The sequence below is a fragment of the Sphingobacterium lactis genome (genome assembly GCF_051951495.1).
GTDB classification, from domain to species: domain Bacteria; phylum Bacteroidota; class Bacteroidia; order Sphingobacteriales; family Sphingobacteriaceae; genus Sphingobacterium; species Sphingobacterium lactis_A.
Genome location: NZ_JBNHAS010000001.1, coordinates 257488 through 279337 on the forward strand (window position 1 = coordinate 257488; position 21850 = coordinate 279337).

A 21850-nucleotide genomic window follows, 5' to 3' on the forward strand; every position below is an offset into this window, starting at 1 on the left:
TTAAATCTTATATAATTAAAAAATGGAAAATTTAGTAGTAACCCAAGTAAACCCTGAATCAAAGAGTATGACTACTATTCTAGGAATATCTGAAGAAAGAAGTCAAGAATTGGCAGAACTTATTTCAAATGAGTTTGCCAAGAATAATTCAAAAGTTAGTGTTTTAGAAAATATTTCAAAGGAAGCAAAAAACGTAAATGAATTGGCTTTTTTGGCTTTTTCTTTAGGCTCTTTAGTAGAGCATCTTTCTTCCTTATCTTCTAATCCTTTAGCAATGTTATCTGCATTGATAGGAGGGCGTGTATAATGGCAGAAACAATGGAAATGATCAAGTTCGAGGAAGTTACCTCGACCTTGATGAAAGCTGAACCTGTTCTTTTGAAGAACAGAAATTTGTTCAATCAAGCAGAAGCAAAGGCCAAATCCCTTTTAGATACCATCGAAGCGGAAGGCATGAGCGATGAAATGGATGCAGAGATTAATAAGTGGCAAGGAAATGCTAAGAAAGCCTTACAGGTCAATAATGATAGACGTACGCCAATCACGCAGATCCTATCGCAGATCGCATCTGAATTCACTAGCTTGGAAAATCCTCTAAACCCACAAAAGGCGGATAGCTATTATTCAAAGCTGCAGAACCACCGTAATTCATGGGCAAAGGAAAAACAAGAAGAACAACGCAAAAAAGAGCAAGAAATCCTTAAGAAGAAAAACCAGGAACAGGAAAGGCTTGATCTAAAATCTGAAGCTGAACGTCAAATCCGTGATGCCTACACCAAGAAGCTTTTCAGTTTCAAGAACCATATTTCAAAATTATTAAATGAAATGTCCCTTGAAACCTTTGAAGATAACAAGGTCAAAATAGTAAGCGTAAAGCTTGAGTACCCACGTGATGCATTCAATAAATTAGAATGTGTCCTATTTCCCAAATACATTGATAGTAGCGAAGTTGATCGCATTATTAATGCTGCACGAATCAACCTATATGATGAGTTATCCGCTAATTTCCGTGAGAACATGGAAGTTGATAAGCAAGATGCATTGGACAAATTACCAAGCAAGAAAAAGGAGCTTGAGTGTATGGCCAAAGCAAGTGCTGAAGAAGCTGAAGCCTTGAGACAACAAGCTGAAAAGCGTAAAAAGGCAGAAGCAAAACTGCTTAAAGATCAACAGGAACAAGCCGAAAAAGATGCACAAGCAAAGCTTGAACAGGAAAAGAGCATGAATAGTGCGACAACGCTTTTTGATGCTCAAGCAGAAATATCAGTTCTGAACCAAAACGCAGGAAAAACTAAGGTTTCTTATGTCATCAATGTACTGAATCATCAAGGCTGGTTAATGGTTTTCGCCAACTACTTTGAGCATTACGGCAACGCCCTTGACTTGGAGACAGTCGGCAAAAAGACACTCAATCAAATGAAGAAAGATGTTGAGAAGCTGGCCAATTCCAAAGGGATCTTCATTGAGCATGAAAGTGTTGAATATGTTGAAGATGTGAAAGCGGTTCTTACAAAATAGGGGGAGAGCAATCTCCCCTTAATAATCTACCTATTACTAAAACCGATATGAAGCAAACCACTATTGAAGAAATGTATGTAAAAACAACTTTGCTAGTAATCAAAGCAAAGCTTCAGACAAGAAATTACTTTGTGACCATCGAGAAAGAACTTCCAGGGGCACATCAATTACGCCTGAGTACCGGCAGCGTGATCAATATATCCACAAAAGGAAAGATTGATCTTCAGGGTACACCAGATACCGATTTAAAAGAAATGTTCGGCTTTTTAAGAAGCTAATGAAAGTAATAATCAAATAATAAATTTTAATATCATGTCAAAGAATAAAGTACATTTTGGCAACGAAGCCAAAGCAAGAGATTTCGCACAAAAGCAAGGCGGACGTTTTAATGAAAATAAGGGCAATACTGAAAAGCCATTTACAGTATCATTCCATAACAATGATAATAATCAAGAACGTGGATATGATTTCGATAGTGACTTAAATGGTAATGGTACCCATTGGCATACCTCTGAAGATTTGTAAAAAATGGATCCCTATTACCTACGTTCCGAAGTCAGCAATTCAGACTTATCCAGTTTGAAGGAATTGCTCTATCCAAAGCCTGTATTTGGGGACAAGAATAAAGCTTATGCATTTGGTTCACTGCTTGATTATATGATTACCGAACCGCATAAAGTAGATTATTATGCGCTTACTTGTGAGGGGCAGTCATACAACTATATGCAAGCTGATTTTGATCTTGCCAAGGAAATGAAGAAGTCATTCTATAAAGATGATTTCTGCAAGATGATCACTGAAAATGCAGATTTTCAGAGCGTATCGATCTCACATGATTTCCCGATCGTTCACAATGAATTTGAGTTTCAGTTATCAGCTGGTGTTCGTTGCAAATGGGATCTTCTTGTCCGCAAATGGAATATGGGCGGTGATATCAAATCGACCATGGCCAAGACACAAAAAGAGTTCGAACAAGCCTGTGATTTCTTCGATTACTTTAGGTCAAGGGCTTGGTATATGGATATCGAGGGAACACAAAAGGATATGCTCATCGGAATCAGCAAAGTAAACCAACAGGTTTTCAAGATACCGATCTCAAGAGGTGATAAGCTCTATAATTATGGCAAAGAGCAATATCAAGATCTTGCATTTAAATACTGGCTCTATGTAGATGGATTTGCAGCATGATCTGGAAAATAATAGTTGTGGCAGTCATTCTGTTTTTGATTGCCTACAAAGAATCTAAGGATTTTAACCAAAAATAAAATGGAATTAGCACTAAAAACATTGCAGAAATATCCGGAAAGAAGCATTTTCTGGGTTGCTAAAAAGTTAAAAATGACAACGCTTGAGGTGTCATTCAGTCAACACGAATATTTAAAACAATTAAGAAAAGTATGCTAGGATCAATAAAGACAGATGCAAAGGTTTCTGTAACCAGGAAAGTAAAGAAGGTAAAGCTTACCAAATCCGAAACTTTGGATATCACCTTTGAAGAATATGTCAATATCTATGAAACGATAGATGGTGAAGAAAAGATAAAAACCATTACTTCTGAAAACACAAGAATCGGAAAGAATATTGTTCATGAAGACATGAAGAATGCACTTCGATTTCTTCGTGCGCATTTGGCTATTCTATGTGATCAGGTAGAAGCTCAAAAGACCACTTTTCATGAACTTGACGACAACGAGGAAGCTTTGGACAGATACAAGGTAGTAAGTTATTCGATAGGTGGTGAGGATATCCATGAAGGAGTAACTCTATCAGGATCTCGTAGGGGATTTGGTGGAATGCCATTAAACCTGAATTCTCCTTTCACCAAATTCGAAGGGACTGACAATGAAGATACCTACGAATATAGCTTTGAGCTTCGTGGAATCATCAATCATTGCAACGAAGAAGCTTTGCGCTATATCGAAGGTAAGATGGCCCCTGATGCACAATTGAACATCTTCGACCAAGAGCCTGAAGAAGAAGATACAGAAGGTGAAGCTTTTGAATAATGTGTTATGGCTACCTATATCGTTCGCAAGATCAGTAAGAAGTCAAAGATTGATTTCTATACGATCGAAAAGCCTTTTTTCTTCGATTTTTTTACGAAAAGGCTATACCGGCTTTCCACGTTCAAGGAAGCATTGGATAAGGCGTTCTCATTGAAGAACTGCAAAAACATAATTACTAAATAACAGATTTTTTAACGATCTGGACTCGTTCTTACAAGCTGATTATCAGGGTTGAAATTAATGGCTTAAGTTAAAAGGGGAGAATAAAAGGAATTGGATTCTGTTAAATTGATGCGATCGATCATTTAATGATAAGACAGTAAAATTGCACTAGGATTTACCTGCTCAAATAGATCAAATTGTTTACGATTTGAATATTATGTGTGATGCTATTCTATAGCCAAAGATGACGTTATCTCCGGTTCGAATCCGGTATTCTCTGCAAACGATTTTTATTATCGGTTGCGAATATCTTCTGAAATTTCTCCGATCCCTTCAATTCCAGATTGAAATTGAAAATAGGATAAGACTAAGATCAATAAGACTACTATTATGGCAATCACGATATAGATTACATTTTTTGGAATGTCATTAAGCATATAACTAATGAGTTGATGTTTGCCAAAATAATAAAATTTAAATAATAATGAAAACACTTACTTTTTATGGCGTCACCTACCAGGTAGATGAACGCTTTGAAGATTATGCAGTATTTAAGCTGCCATCGAGCAATGTAGATTTCTGCGGTCATAAACCCGAATTTGACGAAAATACCCATGAGCCAAAGCCTGATCAGGATTTCTTCGTGCAGTTCAAAAATGGCGGTACCTATCTTTACCGTGATATTCCTACCGAAACCATTAAAAGGGCTTCGATCGCAGAAAGCATTGGGAAGTTTGTTCGTGCCGAAATTTCAGGGAAATATCCTTCCGTTAAGTTGGAGAAACCAATTCTTACACCAGTAAAGTTGACAGAATAGCAAGAATGTCAAGGTTTGATAATGAAGTCGAAAAGTTTAAGAAACTATTCGGATATGGATCATTTAGACCATCAAAAGGAAAAGTAGAAGTTCGTGTGAAAGATTTAGATAAAAGTCGGGAACATGCTAGAAAAATTATCGAAGATAATGGGCTAAAGCTCCAGATTGGAAGTGTTTGCGCTCAATTGAGATCTTTTGAATTGGAGGTTAAATTATGTCAATAGGAAGCGTTTACCCAGTTGGAAATTACTTTAAGATAGAATTCCGTTATAATCCGAAGGTTGTAGCTGCTGTAAAAGAATTGCCAGATAGGCGGTTTGACCATAATGATAAGTCTTGGACCGTTCCCTTACAACATCGTGATGAGGTTGAAAGGTTCTGTAAAAGATATAACCTTCAGTTTGGGTATAAGATTGAAAAGCCCGTGATTGAAAATTTTACTAATCCACCTCTTCCGGAACTTACGATCGAGATTCCCTTGAAAAGGCAGCCTAGACCATATCAAAGGACTGGAATAGCTTATGCCATCGATAAACAAAGAACGTTTTTCGGGGACGATATGGGCTTAGGGAAACAAAATGTTAATGGAACTCCTGTGCTATCTGAATATGGCTGGAAGCCCATCGAAACGCTTGAATTTGGAGACCTTGTTTTTGGTAGGGATGGTTTTCTTCATTTTGTGACTGGAGTTTTTCCACAGGGTGAAAGGGATATTTACAGAATGACTTTTAGTGATGGAACTTTTAGTGATGTTGGTTTAGAACATCTTTGGGCAGTCAGGACCTTAAATGATCGACGAAGAAAAGGAAAATGGCGGGTTTTGGATACTGAAACACTTGCAAAAGATTTGTATTATGCGAATGGTTGTCCAAAATGGGAAATACCTTTGGTTGATCCTATATTCTATCCTGAAAGAAATGTAACTATTCCTCCATACATTATGGGGGTGCTAATTGCCGATGGATCATTAACTGCATCAGGATTAACGTTTGTACCAGGTGATTTGGAAGTTCCAGAATTAGTGGAGGAGTTGTTGCCTGATTACATTCAATTAAATAAAAACGCGGACTACGGAACCTCTACAAGATATTCTTTAATTTCTCCGGGAAATAGTAGGAATTACTGGAGAGATAGGATTAAATTCTTCGAACTTGATAAGGTTTCCTACTTTAAATTTATTCCGGAAATTTATTTAAAAGGATCTATTCACCAAAGAAAGGAATTGTTAGCCGGATTGCTGGATTGTGATGGTACCGTCAGAGGGGCAAGGGTAAGGTATAGTACAAGCAGTAAAAAATTAGCTGAAAATGTAAAAGAGCTTGTTCAATCCTTAGGAGGTATTGCAACTATTTATGTTGTTAAAGGAAGAGAAAGGATTAGAGAAGGTAAGTTGTCAATCGAGGAGGATAACTATAATATTGGAATAAGGACATCTTTTAATCCATTTAAACGAGAAAGTAATCGTAAAAAATGGAAGGTAAGTTCTAAATTAATTAGACAAATTGTATCAGTAGAATTTTTGAAAAAAGATCATGCAACCTGTATTTCTGTTAGTGCGCCTGATAGTCTTTATGTTGTTAAGGATTACATCGTTACCCATAATACCTTTCAAGCCATAGCATCTATTGAAGCTCTTCACATGCAGGGAAAAGCCGCATATCCTTGCCTTATTGTCTGTCCATCGGCCGTAAAGGAAAACTGGAAGCGTGAAATTGAAGAAACGGTAAATAGAAAGGCGATCGTTTTATCCAATGCCACAAGGCAGACCTTTCAAGAATTTTTTAGAACAGGTTTAGCGCATTATTTCATCGTCAATTATGAAAGCCTTAAGAAGTTCTTTGTGGAGCATGTCGATGATCCGGGAGTAGATAAAAAAGGTAAAAAGAGAAAGCCGACTTTAAAGCACTATCATTTTCGCAAGAAGTCGATTGATTTCTATAAGTCGATTATTTTCGATGAAAGCCATAAATTAAAGGCAGTTTCTACCATGGCCAGCAAGATATCGGAAGGAATATCGACAGGAAAGGAAACGATTTTCCTTCTTACCGGTACGCCTTTGATCAATAAGCCCAATGATCTGATAGCGCAGTTGGGTATTATGAACAGGCTCGTTGAACTCGGTGGATATAAACATTTCGTTGATCATTATTGTAGCGGTCCAAATGGAGCTTCCAATCTGAAGGAATTGAACTTCAATCTGAACAAGACCTGCTTTTTCCGCAGGAACAAAACTGATCCTGAAGTCAAGAAATATCTTCCTGATAAATCAAGGCAGGTAATCCTATGTGATCTCAATAAAGAATCACGTAAGGAATATGATCACGCAATGGCCAACCTAGAAAGCTACATGAAGCAATATAAACAGGCTTCTGATGAAAAGATTCAACAATCCATGAAAGGGGAAGTTATGGTAAGAATTGGTATATTGAAGAATATTTCAGCACGTGGAAAATTAAAGGATGCCTTTGACTTTGTTCAGGAACTGATCGATAGTGGTCAAAAGGTCGTCGTATTTGCAAATCTTATTGAGATTGTCGCAGCCGTACAAAAGGCTTTTCCACGCTCTGTTAGACTGACTGGTGCAGAAAATGCCTTACAGAAACAGGCGTCGGTCGATTCATTTAGAACGAATGACAATGTAGATGTTATCGTACTGAACCTAAAAGCCGGTGGAGTAGGGGTTAACGGTCTTCAGGATGTGGCGACCAATGTGTGTTTCATTGAATTTGGATGGCATGCTGCGATCATGGACCAGGCAGAGGACAGACTCTATCGAATGGGACAGCACTCGAACGTGATGTGTACCTACTTTCTTGGACGTGATACCATCGATGAATGGAACTATGATCTAATTCAGAAGAAACGTGAGATTGCCAATACCGTAACGGGCAATGACGATCAAACAGAGGTGAGCATCGTGGATAGTTTTGCCACACTCTTTAGTAAATAACTTGACAAATTAACAAGTAAGTCAAATTTTATGGATTCAAAAACTGAAAGAATTATCAGCCTGCAAAAGAAAATGATCGATGCACTCAGAATAGTTATTGCAGCTGCAGGAGCATTACATTATGCTGCCTATGAAAACTTGAAGCCAATTTCAAATGAACTTAAGGAAATTGATTATCGTCAACAAACACCGTCTATTTTGGATTTTAAGAAGGATATTGAAAAGATCATATCCTTATGTGAAGGATTGAACCAAAAATTGAAGATTCGCTTTGTGTCCGATAGATCTCAGGAAAACTTTGAAAATATATCGTTCGGAATATTTCAATGTATTTCCATGCTTGCCGAAAAACCTGAAAACAAAATCTATCAGGAGGCTATCAGATTGAGTGGTACGGAAACCAATTATGCTTCATTGCCTAATCAAGTCGAATTCCTTCAGTCTGTCGTAAAAAAGGCTAGGAAGTCCAATCATGATGCCATCAATATGGTATTAGAAAGAATGCAGGTCCTTGAATCGTTGAATATTCAGCCTATTGTGATCGAGGAAAAAGGAAACGTAAAGGTTTTGGATATCGAACCAGAAAGAGAGGAAATTGAACAATATAATTAATAATTATGATAAAGTTGAATTATCACTAAAAAAGATTATATTTTTATGATAAGTATTAATGAAAACAGTAAACAGTCTTTCAGGCGGTAAAACATCAAGTTATATCGCTGCTAATTATCCTGCAGATATCGATGTGTTTGCCCTATGCTGTATTGATGACCATAATGCAAATGCTCATTATAGAAATCTATATAAGGATACAAAAATGATCCAACGAGTTAATGACAAACTCCAAAAATATTGTTCCAATTGGCCGGAATTCGTAGCTACTTCTGAAGATCCTCAAATACTCTGGACAATGTTCGACCTTGAGCAAATGATAGGTAGGGAAATTGTTTGGGTCCGTGGTATGGGATGGGAAAAAATGTTGGCCTATAAAAAGGCCATCCCAAACATGAGTAAACGTTTCTGTACTACAATAATGAAGATGCAGGCAATCTTTGATTTCCTATTCTGCTATCATGAATTGCCCGTTCAAATGAGAATTGGCTATCGTTGGGACGAATTGGAAAGGGCTGAAAAGTTTACCGAAACTTGGAAATACGCTACTCATTGTGAGTACAGACCAAAATCTAATTCGTGGATCCATAGATGGAAAGAAATTGCTTGGCGTATAGGTGAATTTCCTTTGGTTGATGACAAGATTATCCATTATCATATACAAGAATATTGGAAAGATAAATCGATTGAATTTCCAAAGGATAGTAATTGTCTTAATTGCTTTTGGAAACAAGAGCAGCAACTTAGAAAAAACTTTGATGAACATGGACCAATCATGTATTGGGCAGCTATTCAAGAAGAACTAATGAAAAGGACATTTAAGGATAACAACAGCTTGTTAGATATTTCAAAAATGGGCATTCAGCTTGATTTTGTTTTTGGAATTGGTTCAGGTTGCCAAGCTGGATTCTGTACAAACTAAACATATAAAAAAGACAAAAGCACCATCTTAAAGAAAGTGCTTTTGTGGCACAGTGACCCCCATTACCGACGATCTCTGTAGTTCAAATATACAATTAATAAATAAATATCATGTTAAATTTTTTCAAAAAAGAAACTCCTAAAGAGGAGAAGGAAACAAGAATGAGTTTCCCGAAATCGAGACCAGAAGACTATTATGGCCGATTTACCATTAGTCAAGTTGACGAAGAAATAGAGCTATTCACTCTTAAAAGATGGTTATCAGAGGTTCGATTGGACTTTGACAATAACCGAGCGAAGTTCGATGATACTGGATTAACCAAGTATAAAAAGCAGATGAATTTCTGTTATTTCTTTCGCTGTCGGATTGAGCAGAGAATCCTTGAGATTTCAGAGATCAAGGAATTAAACCGTAAGATACTCGCAAAGGTCAACGGGAATAAAACCGATCGCTGGAAGCTATTGATTGAGTTCATTACCAAGCGGTATCCAGGCGTAGATCTGAGCGAGATAATGTTATTGATGGATTTAGAAAGGTAAAGAGAATATTATGAATAGTCTGGAAAATAATAACATTGAAAAAGGTGCTGAAATTTCTGCTTGTGGAAAGTATCGTTACCGACTATGGAGAGTTTGGGATAGAACGAAGCCTTTTGTCACTTTTCTTATGTTAAACCCTTCTACCGCTGATGAAAATATTGATGATCCTACAATTCGAAGATGTATTGGGTTTGCCAAATCATGGGGGTATGGTGGAATAATCGTTTGCAATCTATTTGCCTTTAGGTCAACCGATCCAAAAGCATTATTGAAAGTTGATGACCCAATAGGAGAAGAAAACAATCAACATATTAAAGAATGCGTTGATATGTCAGAAAAGGTAATCTGTGCATGGGGTAATGGAAATATTCTTAAAAGTCTAAGTAAAAAGTTCAATTATATGTTTTCTACTTTTGGAATGAAACTTCATTATTTGGATTTGTCAAAAGACAATATTCCAAAACATCCTTTATATCTGAAAAAGGACTTATTGCCAATTCCCTATGTAGCCAGAAAGGCAGGTGAAATGTGAATAACCTAATCGAATACGAAAACTTTCTTAAATCCAAGATTAGACTTGCTCAACCAGACGGTTTTTCCTGCGATTTAGAAGAGATTAATCCAGCTTTGAAGCAACATAACAAATTGATGGTAAAATGGCTCGTAGAAGGGGGCAGGCGTGCGTGCTTTGCTTCTTTTGGTCTCCATAAAACAGTTACTCAACTTGAGACTATTCGAATTATGCTGACCAAGGTTGGTGGCCGGGGTTTGATCATTGCACCTCTCGGAGTTCGAGCAGAATTCATGAAAGATGCCATCAATATTCTTGGATGGGAATCAGGTCCTAAATTCATTCGCAGAATAGAAGAATGTGAAGAAACTGGAATCTATATTACCAATTATGAAACCGTTCGAGATGGTAAGTTAGATCCTAGATTGTTCGGTGCTGTTTCCTTAGATGAAGCAAGCGTGCTTCGTGGGTTGGGTGGTTCCAAAACCTTTCGTGAATTTATGAGACTGTTCACCGGTGACGAGGGTGTCAACGGTAACCGTCGGGGAACCGATGTTGTAAAATATAGATTTGTTGCAACGGCCACCCCTTCACCGAACGACTATATTGAATTATTGGCATACGCAGACTTTCTTGGTATCATGGATGTTTCTCAGGCTAAAACGAGATTCTTCAAGCGAGATAGCACAAAGGCAGATAAATTAACGATCTATGAGCATAAGCAAGAAGAATTTTGGCTTTGGGTAGCATCTTGGGCTTTGTTCGTCTCTAAACCATCTGATCTGACAGGAAATCCTGAAGATGATCAAGGTTACATACTTCCACCACTAATTGTCAATTGGCATGAGATAGCGACTGACCATACAGCTGCTGGTACTGAAAAAAACGGACAATACAAAGCTTTTGCAGAATCGGCCATCGGTTTAGAAGGGTCTTCCAGGGAAAAGCGAAATAGCCTTCAATATCGAGTGAACAAAATGCATGAATTGCACCAACGATCACCTGAAGAACATTGCATCCTTTGGCATGACCTGGAAGATGAGCGTAAAGCTATTGAAAAAGCCTTTCCAACTTCAAAATCTGTATTCGGAACCCAAAAGCTAGAATTGCGTGAGGATATCGTTCAGCAGTTTTCTAATGGTGAATTACAATTATTGGCAGGAAAACCCTCAATGCTCGGTTCTGGTACCAACCTTCAGAAGTACTGCAGCTGGGCGATCTATTCCGGAATAGGGTTTAAGTTCAATGATTTCATTCAATCGATCCATAGGCTTCTAAGGTTCGGACAGACCGGAACCGTGAAGATTGATCTTATCTATACCGAAGCAGAAAGACAGATCAGGAAACAGCTTGAAAGGAAATGGTTACAACATGATAAAATGGTAGACAAAATGATTGAAATAGTAAAAAAATATGGACTCTCGCAGGCTGCAATGGCACAGCTGCTAACAAGAAAGATGGGAGTCGACCGCTTAGAAGTAAAGGGGAAAAATTACAGTTTTGTAAACAATGACAATGTTCTGGAGCTTCCACGTATGGAAAGCAATAGCATTGGTCTGATTTTGACATCCATTCCCTTTGCCACACAATATGAATATTCCCCTAACTATGCGGACTATGGTCATACGGAAAGCAATGAAGAGTTTTTTAGGCAGATGGATTTCTCAAATCCTGAAGCTTTAAGGGTACTCATGCCAGGTAGAATCTGTGCGGTCCATGTCAAGGACAGGATTGTTCCAGGAGGAATTAACGGACTTGGTTTTCAGACACAGTATCCTTTCCATTGTGATGTAATCAATCACTATACGAAACATGGCTTTGCTTTTATCGGAATGAAAACCATTGTTACAGACGTAGTGCGTGAGAATAATCAAACCTATCGTTTAGGATGGACCGAACAATGTAAGGACGGTTCCAAAATGGGGGTTGGAATGCCCGAATATCTGCTTTTATTTAGAAAAACTCCAACAGATACCAGTAATGCCTATGCAGATATTCCGGTATTCAAGGAAAAGCGAGAATTCAATAAGTCTACACATCAATGGAGCGGAAAAGGATATTCACGTGCAAGATGGCAATTGGATGCTGCAGGTTATACGAGATCTTCCGGTGATAGGTTGCTCGATTCTGAAGAGGTTGCAAAACTTGAAGCAGATGCCATTTTCAAATTGTTCAAAACCTATTCCTTAACCGAGGTTTGGGATTTTGAGCAGATTGTGACTATTGCCGAAGGCCTTGAGGCAAAAGGGAAATTGCCTAGTGGATTCATGCTCTTACAGCCCCAGAGCTGGTCTGAAGATGTATGGACGGATATTACCAGAATGCGAACATTGAACGGTTCTCAATGGAGCTTAGGAAGGGAAATGCACGTTTGTCCTTTTCAGATCGATATCGTTAAGCGTGTCATTCTTCAGATGAGCAATCCAGGTGATAAAGTACTTGACTATTTCGCTGGCCTTGGTACCGTTCCATTGGTAGCGATACAAGAAGGTAGAAAAGGGGTAGGAATAGAACTTAATCCGATCTATTGGAGTGATGGGGCAAATTATCTGAAAGCCGAGGAGCTTAAGCAAAGCATTCCCACACTTTTTGATTTATCCGAAAACTTGACATAACGACAAGTTTGTCAAGTTTGATTAACTTTGAACTTTATGGAGCAATATCAATACTTCTGCACCATTAGCAAACATCTATATCAACAATTGGAATCATTGTCATTAGTATGTTTTGCGCTTTCAAGGATGGGTCTCTTTTCTGAGGAATTGGAAGAAAGAAGGATTGAATTGCTCCAAAAGATCGAGGAGCATTTAGAAGGCTTTGAGCCAGCAATGTTTGATCACGAATTACAAGAAAAATTATGAGCGATAAACTTGGATTTACATTTTATCCGAAAGATTGGTGGACTTCGGATTCATTTTTTGAACTTAGTTTAGTTCAAAGGTACTTATATCTTGAAAGTCTGTTTGTTATGTATTCAAATGGAGGGTTCATGAAAACCCAAAAAACCCACCTTGAAAACCGAATGAGAACCCAGATAACTGATGAAGATTGGCAAACTGTAACCGAAAGATTTGTTCTGATCGAAGGCAAATTTACCCATCCATCTGTGAACAAAAGGTTGAGAAGAACGACTGCAAATCGTGAAAATGGGAAGAAAGGAGGGAGACCTCCCAAAAATACCACAAAAACAGGCGAAAATACCTTGTCAGAAAAACCCAAAAAACCCAACTTGGAAACCCAAAATAACCCACCTTTAGAAAGAGAAAGAGAAAGAGAAAGAGAAAGAGAAATAAAAGAGAATATATATTCCGTTCCGATTTCATCGGTAGAAAATAAAAACCAAGAAAATGAAAACCCAAAAAATCCATGGGACCAATATTCGCCTCTCGATTTTCAATCTCCGAGATCCGACCTGCTTTGCGATCTGGAATTCATTACGAGAATCGGAAACAATCAAGTCATCTCGAACGAACAAACCATTTCCTGGATAAATAAATTTTTCGACAGCATCGAAACCACCAAGGAATCACACACCACCCTTCAGGCATATCGAAAACATTGCATGAATTGGATCAACTCAAAAATCACAAACCAAAAAAAATATGAAAACAATCAAACATCAACTCGAAGACATGAAGCTTCAAGGCCATCAAACGGTTATGGAAAATTATGATCACATCGAACTCACTCCGGAGCAAACAAAAAAGATTACCGAAACCGCTCTACGTGAAGCTAGAAAAAAGATTCATTTTGAAAACGAAGAAAGGAAATATTGGGATAAGGTCAACACTCCGGTCGAATATCCAAGATTCGATTTTGAAAAGACCCTGAAATATTTTGAGAAACGTGTGCTTGAGCTGGATCCTGATTTCAAGATCAATCAGTACAATCAGAAAATTATCGAAAGCCTTGCACGTTATTTCGCAGCAGATGCTAGCGCAGCACAATCCGATTTGAACCTGAAGAAAGGAATCATGTTAGTCGGTCCCGTGGGTTGTGGAAAGACTACCATCATGAAGGCTTTTTCGATCAACTCGCAGAATCCTTTTGCCTTTGTTTCATCTAGAAGGGTTGCATCCGAATACACGGACAAGAAGGATGGAGGGGATTATGTGATAAAGAAATATTCATCGCCATGCACGGTTTATCCTCAACAGAACTTCGGTTTCGATAAAATTGGATATTGTTTCGACGATATCGGAGTGGAACAGACCCAAAAGCATTTCGGAAACGAACGTGATGTAATTCCAGAAATCATCTATTCACGATATGATGCAAGACTACACCATCAGACACACTTCACGGCAAACATGACGGCAGATGATATCGAAAAGACCTACGGCAGTAGAATTCGGTCGAGATTACGTGAGATGTGCAACTTCGTAGAGTTCGATTACAACACTCCTGACTTTAGAAAATAAGACTAATAAACTTTACACTAACACGCATGACACTAGGATTTATGCAGTTTTGGCCTAAGGAAATGGCCATGCATGACGATAAAACATACTTCATTGAAAAGATAAATTTAGGCCTTTGGAAACATGGATTGATTAAGCGAATCGATTATGTCGATAGCCTAGAAGAATACCGTTCTAAGTTCGGGGACAACTGGGACTGGAAACCAAGATTGCATCCAAAAATCCATACCATCCGAAAAGATGAAAACGATCGATGGAAATCGGGAATGGATATCCATTTTGTGGTCAACTCCAGGGGAAAATACAGATTTCAATTTGCACCGGTCGTAAAGTGTGTGAGTGTGCAAAAAATCTTTATCAGCAACATAAGGGATGCTGATAGTTTAAACAGGGTATTTGTTCAAATAAATGGACGATTTCTAAATCAAAATGAAATTGAAACCCTTGCACAGAACGATGGCTTTGAGTCTGTTGAGGATTTCTTCAAATATTTCAATCAAGATTTCCGAGGCAAATTAATCCATTTTACGAATCTAAAATACTGATGGCAAAAACGAATTGGGGAACAGCATTTGTTAAAAATCTCAAAGCCAATGGCTGGGTAGAAGTAAACGGCTTGATATTGCCACAAAATAAGCTCACAGAGGAACAATCTAGTACTTTGACGACATCTGGTGCTAAAAACAAACAAAGTCGCTCTAAGGGCTTGAAAACGGGCTGGATTGACGATGGTAGAAATTTGAAAAATAAAGCGAAACAAACAGATCCTTTCATCTTGTTGGTCAAGCAAGAATTAGGTTTAGAAGTATGGCCTGAATTCTATTTTTCTACTGAGCGACTTTATCGAATCGATTATGCAATTCCTGTCGATCAGAACGGAAAGGTATTAAAGATTGCGATAGAACAGGAGGGGGGAATTTGGTTGAAAGGGAATTCAGGCCACAGCTCAGGTACCGGGATAAAACGTGATATGGAAAAGAATAATCTGCTGCAATCTTTAGGCTGGCGACTTATTCGTCGTCAGCCTTCGGAGATGATGAGTTTGGAGACACTTCTGTTAATTCCTGATATAAATTATTAACTTTTTCTAATTCTTCTAAAACTTTATATGCAATTTTGCTCGATTTATAATCTAGCGATTTTGATATATTTATCAATTTTACCTTTAATTTTTCATAATTTCGTTGAATCAAAAAGAAGTCATATGATCCTTTGGTTAGATTTTTTAACGCATCGTTTAAAAGATTGGTGTAATAATTTCCATCTTCAGGAGTTTTTAAAACAAACAATTCGTGGTAAATTATATTTACTTTTGTTTCAAAAATTTTAATAAACTCATGTTTGTCCTCATGTAATTGAACTTTTGCATATAAGCTTATCCCGTATTGGTTTGCACTTGTCTCGGCTAATCTTGCAATATTATTGTTAATAGTCGAGATTTCAGAATTGAATTTGTTCTCAATTTCTAATATAGAGTTTGGAAGTTTAAATTCTTCTAAATCATTTAGTTTTTTCTTGATTGGCTCAAGATATAGTTTCCAAGAAAAAAAACTAATTGCCGCTAAAACTATTGTAAACCATGATGTATAAAATGAAAGTTGATCTGTAAAAAATCCTGTTTTTAATTCCGCAGCTATCAAAGTTTCATTCAAAGTCTTCAAAGAATCTGAAATTCCCTTATTCTGAACTTTTAAACTTGAAAGCTCATTTTGCATCAACAATATTTTGGCATTTAGGGAATCAATAGAAGACCCTACATTTTGAGCGATTTCTTGCATGTTAATATTTGGTTTGAAAACAAAAGTATTAAATCACCTCAAGCAAATAAAATTTATTAAAATATTGACAAAATGACAACTTTGTCAAATTGTTAGTATATTTGCTTTAAATGACTAATTATCCTGCACAAGTAGTTGTAAAGGTGCTTTATCAGGAATTTCCAGACCTTGCCCAAAAAGTCAACGACAAGATCAAAGAAAAACTTCCAGATATCGTGCTGCATGACCATGAACTTATTTCAATCGTGGTCCAGGAGTTTTGTAATGTTGAAAATATCAGAGTTGAATGTCTACTGAACGAAAACGGTCTACGTCAGAATTCAAACAAGAGAAGGATATTGCTGGCATTGATCTTAAAGCTGTATCAGCCGGAATTGTTGACCAAGCTCTTAAACGGAGTGGTGAATATTTCAATCAGCAGAACGATCAAGAAGCTTATTCCGATCTCTAAAAAGACATTCTCCAACGATATCAGGACAGCAATCCATCATTATCAACTTTACAAGGATTTTAAATTGCAGGTAGATCAATTGCACACAAAAATTATTGAGAATTATGGCAGCAAAAAGGCAAACGACAACGAAGCCCAGGAAGTATGAAAGCAACCTTGGAAAACAAGAAAAGATTTATTTGGCCATTCATCACACATATCCGAAAACCGTTATCACGGTCGAGGGTGATCTTGATGAAGCTTCAAGCTTAGAACTAAGATATGTTGTGGATTCCTTTCTGAAAGAAAAAGGATATTAGGGTTGATAATCCTTGTTGTGGATTACTTGAAAGATGAATTTCCTACCGTTTTTAGAAGATCTTTCAAAGATTTCAAAATCCCTAAAGGAATTGTAAAGCATGGTATAGGAGATGTCTGGGGCATGTTGAACAAAATCATTGTGAATTTCCTTAAGGTTCGTATCTGCATACAAAGCCTTTCCGTTTTCGATGATTACAAATATTTTGGATATCCTTTTGTTCATAGTGACAAATGTAAGAAAGAAAATACAAATAAAAGCACAAATATTTGTTCAGATACATTGATTATTGATTTAGATTTATCATGAATGATGACGTAAAAAAGCTTACAAAAAAAGAACTTTATGCATTGGCAAAGGTCGATCAAGATCTGAAGGGGTTCACTATGAAAAAAAAATGGATCCTCTATTGCTTGAAACTTTCAAAAGGACTTGTTTCTGTTGCATGCGAGAATGCTGGAATATCGAGACGTACCTTCTATGATTGGTACTCAAAATCAATAAAAGGTTTACCAAATCCCACTTATGATGAAGCTTTTCATGATATGGTAGAGGAAATTAGAATGGTTACCCATGAATATGTAGAAAGTAAATTACTACAGAATATCGATCGTAATGATGAAAAGGCCATTGAATATTATTTGAGCAACAATTATAGAGAAAAGTATCAATCGATAAATTCAAAGATTGATGTTACTACCAAGGGCGAAAGTTTGAATAAAGGTTTTTATGATTTCTTAAAGGAGGTCTCGCAAGTCGAAGATGAATAATTACGAACAATCTGCGAAAAAGAAGATAACGGAATGGGTCAATGATCCTGATGGTTGGGTTAAGTTTGCTACTGAAGCCCTTGGATGTTACTTGGATGAAGAACAAAAAGAGATTTTAAGATCGGTTCAAGTAAATAGGATGACGACCGTAGCAAGTGGGACCGCTCGTGGCAAGGATTTTATTTCCGCTGTTGCTTGTATGTGTTTTATGTACCTAACCCCAAAATGGAATAAGAGAGGGGAACTGGTTAAGAACACCAAAATAGCAATGACCGCTCCCACAGGTAGGCAGGTCGTGAATATTATGATACCTGAGATTTCCAGATTGTTCAACAAAGCAAGATCAAATGGTGTTGATCTACCTGGGAGATTGACGGGCAATGATATCCGTACCGATTTTGATGAATGGTTCCTGACAGGCTTTAAGGCCGATGACCATAACCACGAAGCATGGACGGGTTTCCATGCTGTAAATACGATGTTCGTTGTTACTGAAGCATCCGGTATTCCTGAAGGAACGTTTTCAGCAATCGAAGGTAACCTTCAGGGAAATTCAAGGATATTGATCGTATTCAATCCGAATACCAATATCGGATATGCCGCAAGAAGCCATAAATCCAAAAGATGGTCAAAATTCCAATTGAGTAGTCTGAATGCTCCGAACGTTGTATTGAAAAAAGACATCATCCCTGGTCAAGTGGATTATATATGGGTTAAGGATAAGGTTTCTGCTTGGTGTACGTTAATCCCAAAATCTGATTTTAGGGAAAGTGAGGATGACTTTGAGTTCGAAGATAATTTCTACCGTCCTAACGATCTTTTTCGCATGAAAGTATTGGGCAAATTCCCCAAGGTATCAACCGATACGCTTATTCCTCTTTCCTGGATTCAATTGGCAAACGAAAGATGGAAGGAATTTCATAAAACGCCTTCATCTGAAAGAATCTATAGTTCAGATGTGCGAATAGGTGTCGATGTGGCTGGGATGGGGCGTGATGACTCGGTTATCTGTCCAAGACATGAAAACATCGTTAAGGAGTTCATGAACTTCAATAGTGCTGGTGTTGCCGATCACATGAAAATTGCGGGCATCGTAGTCAATCTGTTGAAATCTTCACTTTATCCGGTTGCGATGATCGATACCATTGGTGAGGGTGCAGGTGTTTACAGTCGAGTGTTGGAATTGAACTTTGCAGGCAAGGAAGCAATAACAAAATTTGGTTATGAACAGGCTATAAGCGCAAAAAACTCGAATGCTGCAAAGGATGAGAAGGGAAATCCCTTAACCGATCTAACAGGTGAATATACATTTGCCAACATGCGGGCCTATCTACATTGGGCGGTTAGGGATTGGCTTAATCCTGATAACCACACGAACGCCATGTTACCCCCGGATGATGAATTTGCAGAGGAAGCGACCGAAATAAAGTATAGCTTTAGATCGAACGGTGATATCATAATCGAACCAAAGGAAGGTAAGGATGGCATTGTTGCAAGGTTGAAGCGATCGCCTGACAAATGGGATTCCCTAACCTATACGTTTTGGCCTGTTAAGGTCAAGAAAAACCATGTTCAGAATACAAAACCAGTTACCAAAAACAGTTTAGGATTTTATTAAGATAATTATGGAAGAAATGGATTTCCATCAGCTGCTAGAAAGTGGCGATGTCGATAAACTCAAGGGTCTTATGACCAGCAATGACGAAAGGATAACCGAAGCCTTGAAGCATTACAACGTTAAGGAACATAAGATAAATAGTGGGCCTGATTCAAAGTTAGTAGGTGAGGAGCAAGTCAAGATTTGGAAGCTCGCACTCCCTATCCAGCAAAAGATAGTGCAGAATACCGTTGCCTTTCTTGTCGGAAAGCCTGTAAAATTGGTAGAGGAAAGCGAAGGTACTGAATTGGCATTCAAGGCAGTAACCGATGTCTGGAAGGAAATGCGAATGAACTCAAAATTGATCGATCTATTGACCAAGTTCTATTCGGAGACTGAAGCGGTGATTATGTTCAGACCATATCGTGATAGTGATGCAGATCCTAACGATATTACAATTCCAAATACCATCCGCTGTAAGGTCGTGGCCAAGAGCAATAACGAAAGTGTCTATTATTGGTTTGATGAATTCGGAACTTTGGTCGCTTGGGCAAGGGAATATAAGGTCAAGGGAAACAAGAATAAGGAAATCGAACATTTTGATGTGGAAACCAAGGAATTCTATTACAACCATGTAAAAGCCGATGGAAATTGGCTTCAAACGAAGAAGGATAATCTTGCAAAGAAGATCAGCATGGCTTTGTTCACGCAGGAAGATTGGGACAGTAAGGATGTCGATCCTTTGATCGAGAGGCGTGAGGAATTGACCAGTAGTAAGGCAATGAACAATGATGCAATGGGTTCTCCAATATTAAAACTCCTTGGAGAAGTGAAAAACCTGCCCGAAATAGCCAAAAAAGTTAAGGTGGTTCAAATGGAACCAGGTGCAGATGCCGAATACCTTTATCCTCAAATGTCCGTTGATCTCATTAAAGAAGAACGAGAAGATCTGAAGGAGCTGATCAACTACATTACCGATACTCCAGACATGAGCATGGAATCCATGAAGAACACAACCTCCGGAAAGGAGCTGGAAATCCGTTTCTTTCCTGCAGCATTGAAGGCTATCCGTAACCAGACCCTGATCGTTGAGCTGTTTGATCGAATGATGGAAGTTATCAAGAATTTACTTGTTAAGATTAATCCAAATGATACAGCACTTGCCACACAAATGGGCAATCTACAGGTAAAGTTTGAATTCGTTAGTCCACTTCCTGAAAATGAAGCCGATTATATCGATATGCTTGCAGCATCTGTAGGGGGCAAACCAATTCTCTCTCAGGAAACTGCGGCTAAATTGCATCCATTAGCGAAAGATGGTGAGGAGAACTGGTCACAGATTCAGGCTGAAACTGTATCGAATTTTGATGAATAACTTGACAAAATAACATTTTTGTCAAATTTGTTGCAAAAAATGTTGAAAAATTAATATAAGTGCTTATATTTGTTTTAAGGTTATAAATACAGCATTAAATTCATTTTTCGAGGTCATCTATATGACTGGTGATTATTGTCAGAAGCGAGTGTGCATGATCATTTAATTGTGCACACTATTTAAAGACTTTTCATAGGATTGTACATATAATTTAGGGTTAATATTGGTTTGATGCTGGTGGTCGTGAGATAGCCAGCATTATTTTGGGGAAGTAGCTCAGTGGATAGAGCGGTTTTCTAGCTAGAGTGAAACAGATTTCAGGTCGGTGGTTCGAACCCACCCTTCTCCACAAGACAGCCTGGATAGACAGCAAGATGTTCTTTTATTTACTTAACCACTTACAAAATGAAAAGATTTATTGCAATTGCTTTGATCGGCTTGTTTTCTGTTATGATGGTTGGTAGTGTGTATGCTTCTTTTGATAATAAGGCATCCATTGAGCTAAAAAATGACTTTGAGAAGGTCCCGCATTTTGACTTAATCTGTGATGGTATCTGTCCAGATGTTTCTCCAAAGTATGGCAAAATGGTTACCGTTATATCTGAAGATGATTTGATTATTGGTTATAAATCCGATATCAAGCCAACTGCCAACGATCCACCTAAGATTAGAATGTTATAGGTGCAACGGATAAGAATTTAGTAAAGTGGTCGAATGTGACCACTTTATTTATAGGTCTAACTTAAAGGTAAAGCGACGGATTCCAAACCCGTTAGATGTGAGTTCGAATCTTACGACCTGTACAAGTAGAAAAACCGTGGCCTAGAGAACCACACGCCCCAGTCTAGGATTGGGGCTTTTCAAGAAATACAATCAAAAGCAGGATATGTTATAATTGGGAGATACTTTGTTCCCTCTTATAAACCAAGTACACACATGAAAACACAACTTGCAAGCTCAGAAATGCGTACATTTTATTAGACGAGATATTAGATGGTTTACTAGGGATTACAGATCGAGGGGATGAGCACATAAGGTTGACTTTTACCTATCATTCTGTTAGTTTTAGCAAGCCTTATCAATTTTTAATTTATGTATGGGTGCAGAATCTGCTTTTCGTTTT

The 21850-nt window shown here is 37.8% G+C and carries 26 protein-coding genes, 1 tRNA gene and 1 pseudogene; 26 read left to right on the plus strand and 2 right to left on the minus strand.

Going from position 1 to position 21850, the window contains the following annotated elements:
• Positions 1 to 22: 22 nt before the first annotated feature.
• The 19 genes from ACP6L2_RS01045 to ACP6L2_RS01135 all read left to right on the plus strand — a co-directional run bounded on the left by ACP6L2_RS01045 (position 23) and on the right by ACP6L2_RS01135 (position 15539).
• Positions 23 to 307 (plus strand): hypothetical protein, encoded by a 285-nt coding sequence (locus ACP6L2_RS01045; RefSeq protein WP_440507460.1) that lies wholly within the window; start codon positions 23 to 25, stop codon positions 305 to 307.
• Entirely contained in the window at positions 307 to 1518 is a 1212-nt protein-coding gene (locus tag ACP6L2_RS01050; protein ID WP_440507461.1) for a hypothetical protein, read from the plus strand. The genes ACP6L2_RS01045 and ACP6L2_RS01050 overlap by 1 nt, the downstream gene beginning before the upstream one ends.
• A 47-nt stretch (positions 1519 to 1565) precedes the next feature.
• On the plus strand, positions 1566 to 1796 hold the full coding sequence (locus ACP6L2_RS01055; RefSeq protein ID WP_440507462.1) for a hypothetical protein: 231 nt from the start codon (positions 1566 to 1568) through the stop codon (positions 1794 to 1796).
• Positions 1797 to 1830: 34 nt separating this feature from the next.
• Entirely contained in the window at positions 1831 to 2043 is a 213-nt protein-coding gene (locus ACP6L2_RS01060) for a hypothetical protein (RefSeq protein ID WP_440507463.1), read from the plus strand.
• Between the two features lie 3 nt (positions 2044 to 2046).
• A complete protein-coding gene (locus ACP6L2_RS01065; RefSeq protein ID WP_440507464.1) occupies positions 2047 to 2706 on the plus strand; it encodes a hypothetical protein in 660 nt (219 codons plus the stop codon).
• Between the two features lie 209 nt (positions 2707 to 2915).
• Positions 2916 to 3524 (plus strand): hypothetical protein, encoded by a 609-nt coding sequence (locus tag ACP6L2_RS01070; protein WP_440507465.1) that lies wholly within the window; start codon positions 2916 to 2918, stop codon positions 3522 to 3524.
• Positions 3525 to 4170: 646 nt separating this feature from the next.
• Positions 4171 to 4503: a KTSC domain-containing protein gene (locus ACP6L2_RS01075; protein WP_440507466.1), complete on the plus strand. Its 333-nt coding sequence runs from the start codon at positions 4171 to 4173 to the stop codon at positions 4501 to 4503.
• 5 nt (positions 4504 to 4508) lie between these two features.
• A complete protein-coding gene (locus ACP6L2_RS01080; protein WP_440507467.1) occupies positions 4509 to 4727 on the plus strand; it encodes a hypothetical protein in 219 nt (72 codons plus the stop codon).
• A complete protein-coding gene (locus tag ACP6L2_RS01085) occupies positions 4718 to 7453 on the plus strand; it encodes an SNF2-related protein (protein ID WP_440507468.1) in 2736 nt (911 codons plus the stop codon). The genes ACP6L2_RS01080 and ACP6L2_RS01085 overlap by 10 nt, the downstream gene beginning before the upstream one ends.
• Before the next feature lie 30 nt (positions 7454 to 7483).
• Positions 7484 to 8065 (plus strand): hypothetical protein, encoded by a 582-nt coding sequence (locus ACP6L2_RS01090; protein ID WP_440507469.1) that lies wholly within the window; start codon positions 7484 to 7486, stop codon positions 8063 to 8065.
• Positions 8066 to 8123: 58 nt separating this feature from the next.
• Positions 8124 to 8987, plus strand: a complete 864-nt coding sequence (locus tag ACP6L2_RS01095; RefSeq protein WP_440507470.1) for a hypothetical protein — start codon at positions 8124 to 8126, stop codon at positions 8985 to 8987.
• A gap of 110 nt (positions 8988 to 9097) precedes the next feature.
• Positions 9098 to 9526 carry a hypothetical protein gene (locus ACP6L2_RS01100; RefSeq protein WP_440507471.1) on the plus strand — a complete coding sequence of 143 codons (429 nt, stop codon included), beginning with the start codon at positions 9098 to 9100 and terminating at the stop codon, positions 9524 to 9526.
• A gap of 10 nt (positions 9527 to 9536) precedes the next feature.
• Positions 9537 to 10058, plus strand: coding sequence for a DUF1643 domain-containing protein (locus ACP6L2_RS01105; protein WP_440507472.1), 522 nt, complete (start codon positions 9537 to 9539; stop codon positions 10056 to 10058).
• On the plus strand, positions 10055 to 12652 hold the full coding sequence (locus tag ACP6L2_RS01110; RefSeq protein ID WP_440507473.1) for a DNA methyltransferase: 2598 nt from the start codon (positions 10055 to 10057) through the stop codon (positions 12650 to 12652). The genes ACP6L2_RS01105 and ACP6L2_RS01110 overlap by 4 nt, the downstream gene beginning before the upstream one ends.
• 36 nt (positions 12653 to 12688) lie before the next feature.
• Complete coding sequence (locus ACP6L2_RS01115) at positions 12689 to 12898, plus strand: hypothetical protein (protein ID WP_440507474.1); 210 nt, start codon at positions 12689 to 12691, stop codon at positions 12896 to 12898.
• Entirely contained in the window at positions 12895 to 13710 is an 816-nt protein-coding gene (locus ACP6L2_RS01120; RefSeq protein WP_440507475.1) for a DUF7833 domain-containing protein, read from the plus strand. Before ACP6L2_RS01115 ends, ACP6L2_RS01120 begins: the two co-directional genes overlap by 4 nt.
• The gene (locus ACP6L2_RS01125) at positions 13640 to 14458 is read left to right on the plus strand and encodes a hypothetical protein (RefSeq protein WP_440507476.1); all 819 of its coding nucleotides are present in this window, start codon (positions 13640 to 13642) and stop codon (positions 14456 to 14458) included. The genes ACP6L2_RS01120 and ACP6L2_RS01125 overlap by 71 nt, the downstream gene beginning before the upstream one ends.
• A gap of 26 nt (positions 14459 to 14484) precedes the next feature.
• On the plus strand, positions 14485 to 15003 hold the full coding sequence (locus ACP6L2_RS01130) for a hypothetical protein (RefSeq protein ID WP_440507477.1): 519 nt from the start codon (positions 14485 to 14487) through the stop codon (positions 15001 to 15003).
• The gene (locus ACP6L2_RS01135; protein WP_440507478.1) at positions 15003 to 15539 is read left to right on the plus strand and encodes a hypothetical protein; all 537 of its coding nucleotides are present in this window, start codon (positions 15003 to 15005) and stop codon (positions 15537 to 15539) included. The genes ACP6L2_RS01130 and ACP6L2_RS01135 overlap by 1 nt, the downstream gene beginning before the upstream one ends.
• Here the strand turns inward: ACP6L2_RS01135 and ACP6L2_RS01140 are convergent.
• Positions 15469 to 16236, minus strand: a complete 768-nt coding sequence (locus ACP6L2_RS01140; RefSeq protein ID WP_440507479.1) for a hypothetical protein — start codon at positions 16234 to 16236, stop codon at positions 15469 to 15471. The two genes, ACP6L2_RS01135 and ACP6L2_RS01140, sit on opposite strands and share 71 nt — an antisense overlap.
• A gap of 110 nt (positions 16237 to 16346) precedes the next feature.
• On the opposite strand from ACP6L2_RS01140, the gene ACP6L2_RS01145 reads away from it, so the two are divergent.
• Positions 16347 to 16835 carry a hypothetical protein gene (locus ACP6L2_RS01145; protein WP_440507480.1) on the plus strand — a complete coding sequence of 163 codons (489 nt, stop codon included), beginning with the start codon at positions 16347 to 16349 and terminating at the stop codon, positions 16833 to 16835.
• A gap of 147 nt (positions 16836 to 16982) precedes the next feature.
• Here the strand turns inward: ACP6L2_RS01145 and ACP6L2_RS01150 are convergent, their stop codons facing one another.
• Positions 16983 to 17210: a hypothetical protein gene (locus ACP6L2_RS01150; protein WP_440507481.1), complete on the minus strand. Its 228-nt coding sequence runs from the start codon at positions 17208 to 17210 to the stop codon at positions 16983 to 16985.
• A gap of 161 nt (positions 17211 to 17371) precedes the next feature.
• On the opposite strand from ACP6L2_RS01150, the gene ACP6L2_RS01155 reads away from it, so the two are divergent.
• From ACP6L2_RS01155 to ACP6L2_RS01180, 6 genes and pseudogenes are all read left to right on the plus strand, one after another.
• On the plus strand, positions 17372 to 17755 hold the full coding sequence (locus tag ACP6L2_RS01155; protein ID WP_440507482.1) for a hypothetical protein: 384 nt from the start codon (positions 17372 to 17374) through the stop codon (positions 17753 to 17755).
• Positions 17748 to 19373 (plus strand): hypothetical protein, encoded by a 1626-nt coding sequence (locus ACP6L2_RS01160; RefSeq protein WP_440507483.1) that lies wholly within the window; start codon positions 17748 to 17750, stop codon positions 19371 to 19373. Before ACP6L2_RS01155 ends, ACP6L2_RS01160 begins: the two co-directional genes overlap by 8 nt.
• Positions 19374 to 19380: 7 nt before the next feature.
• Positions 19381 to 20727 carry a phage portal protein gene (locus tag ACP6L2_RS01165; protein ID WP_440507484.1) on the plus strand — a complete coding sequence of 449 codons (1347 nt, stop codon included), beginning with the start codon at positions 19381 to 19383 and terminating at the stop codon, positions 20725 to 20727.
• A 265-nt stretch (positions 20728 to 20992) separates the two neighbouring features.
• A pseudogene (locus ACP6L2_RS01170) lies at positions 20993 to 21076 on the plus strand.
• 56 nt (positions 21077 to 21132) lie between these two features.
• Positions 21133 to 21408 carry a hypothetical protein gene (locus tag ACP6L2_RS01175; protein WP_440507485.1) on the plus strand — a complete coding sequence of 92 codons (276 nt, stop codon included), beginning with the start codon at positions 21133 to 21135 and terminating at the stop codon, positions 21406 to 21408.
• A 50-nt stretch (positions 21409 to 21458) separates the two neighbouring features.
• Positions 21459 to 21530 (plus strand) — tRNA-Trp (locus ACP6L2_RS01180).
• The last annotated feature ends 320 nt before the right edge of the window (positions 21531 to 21850 follow it).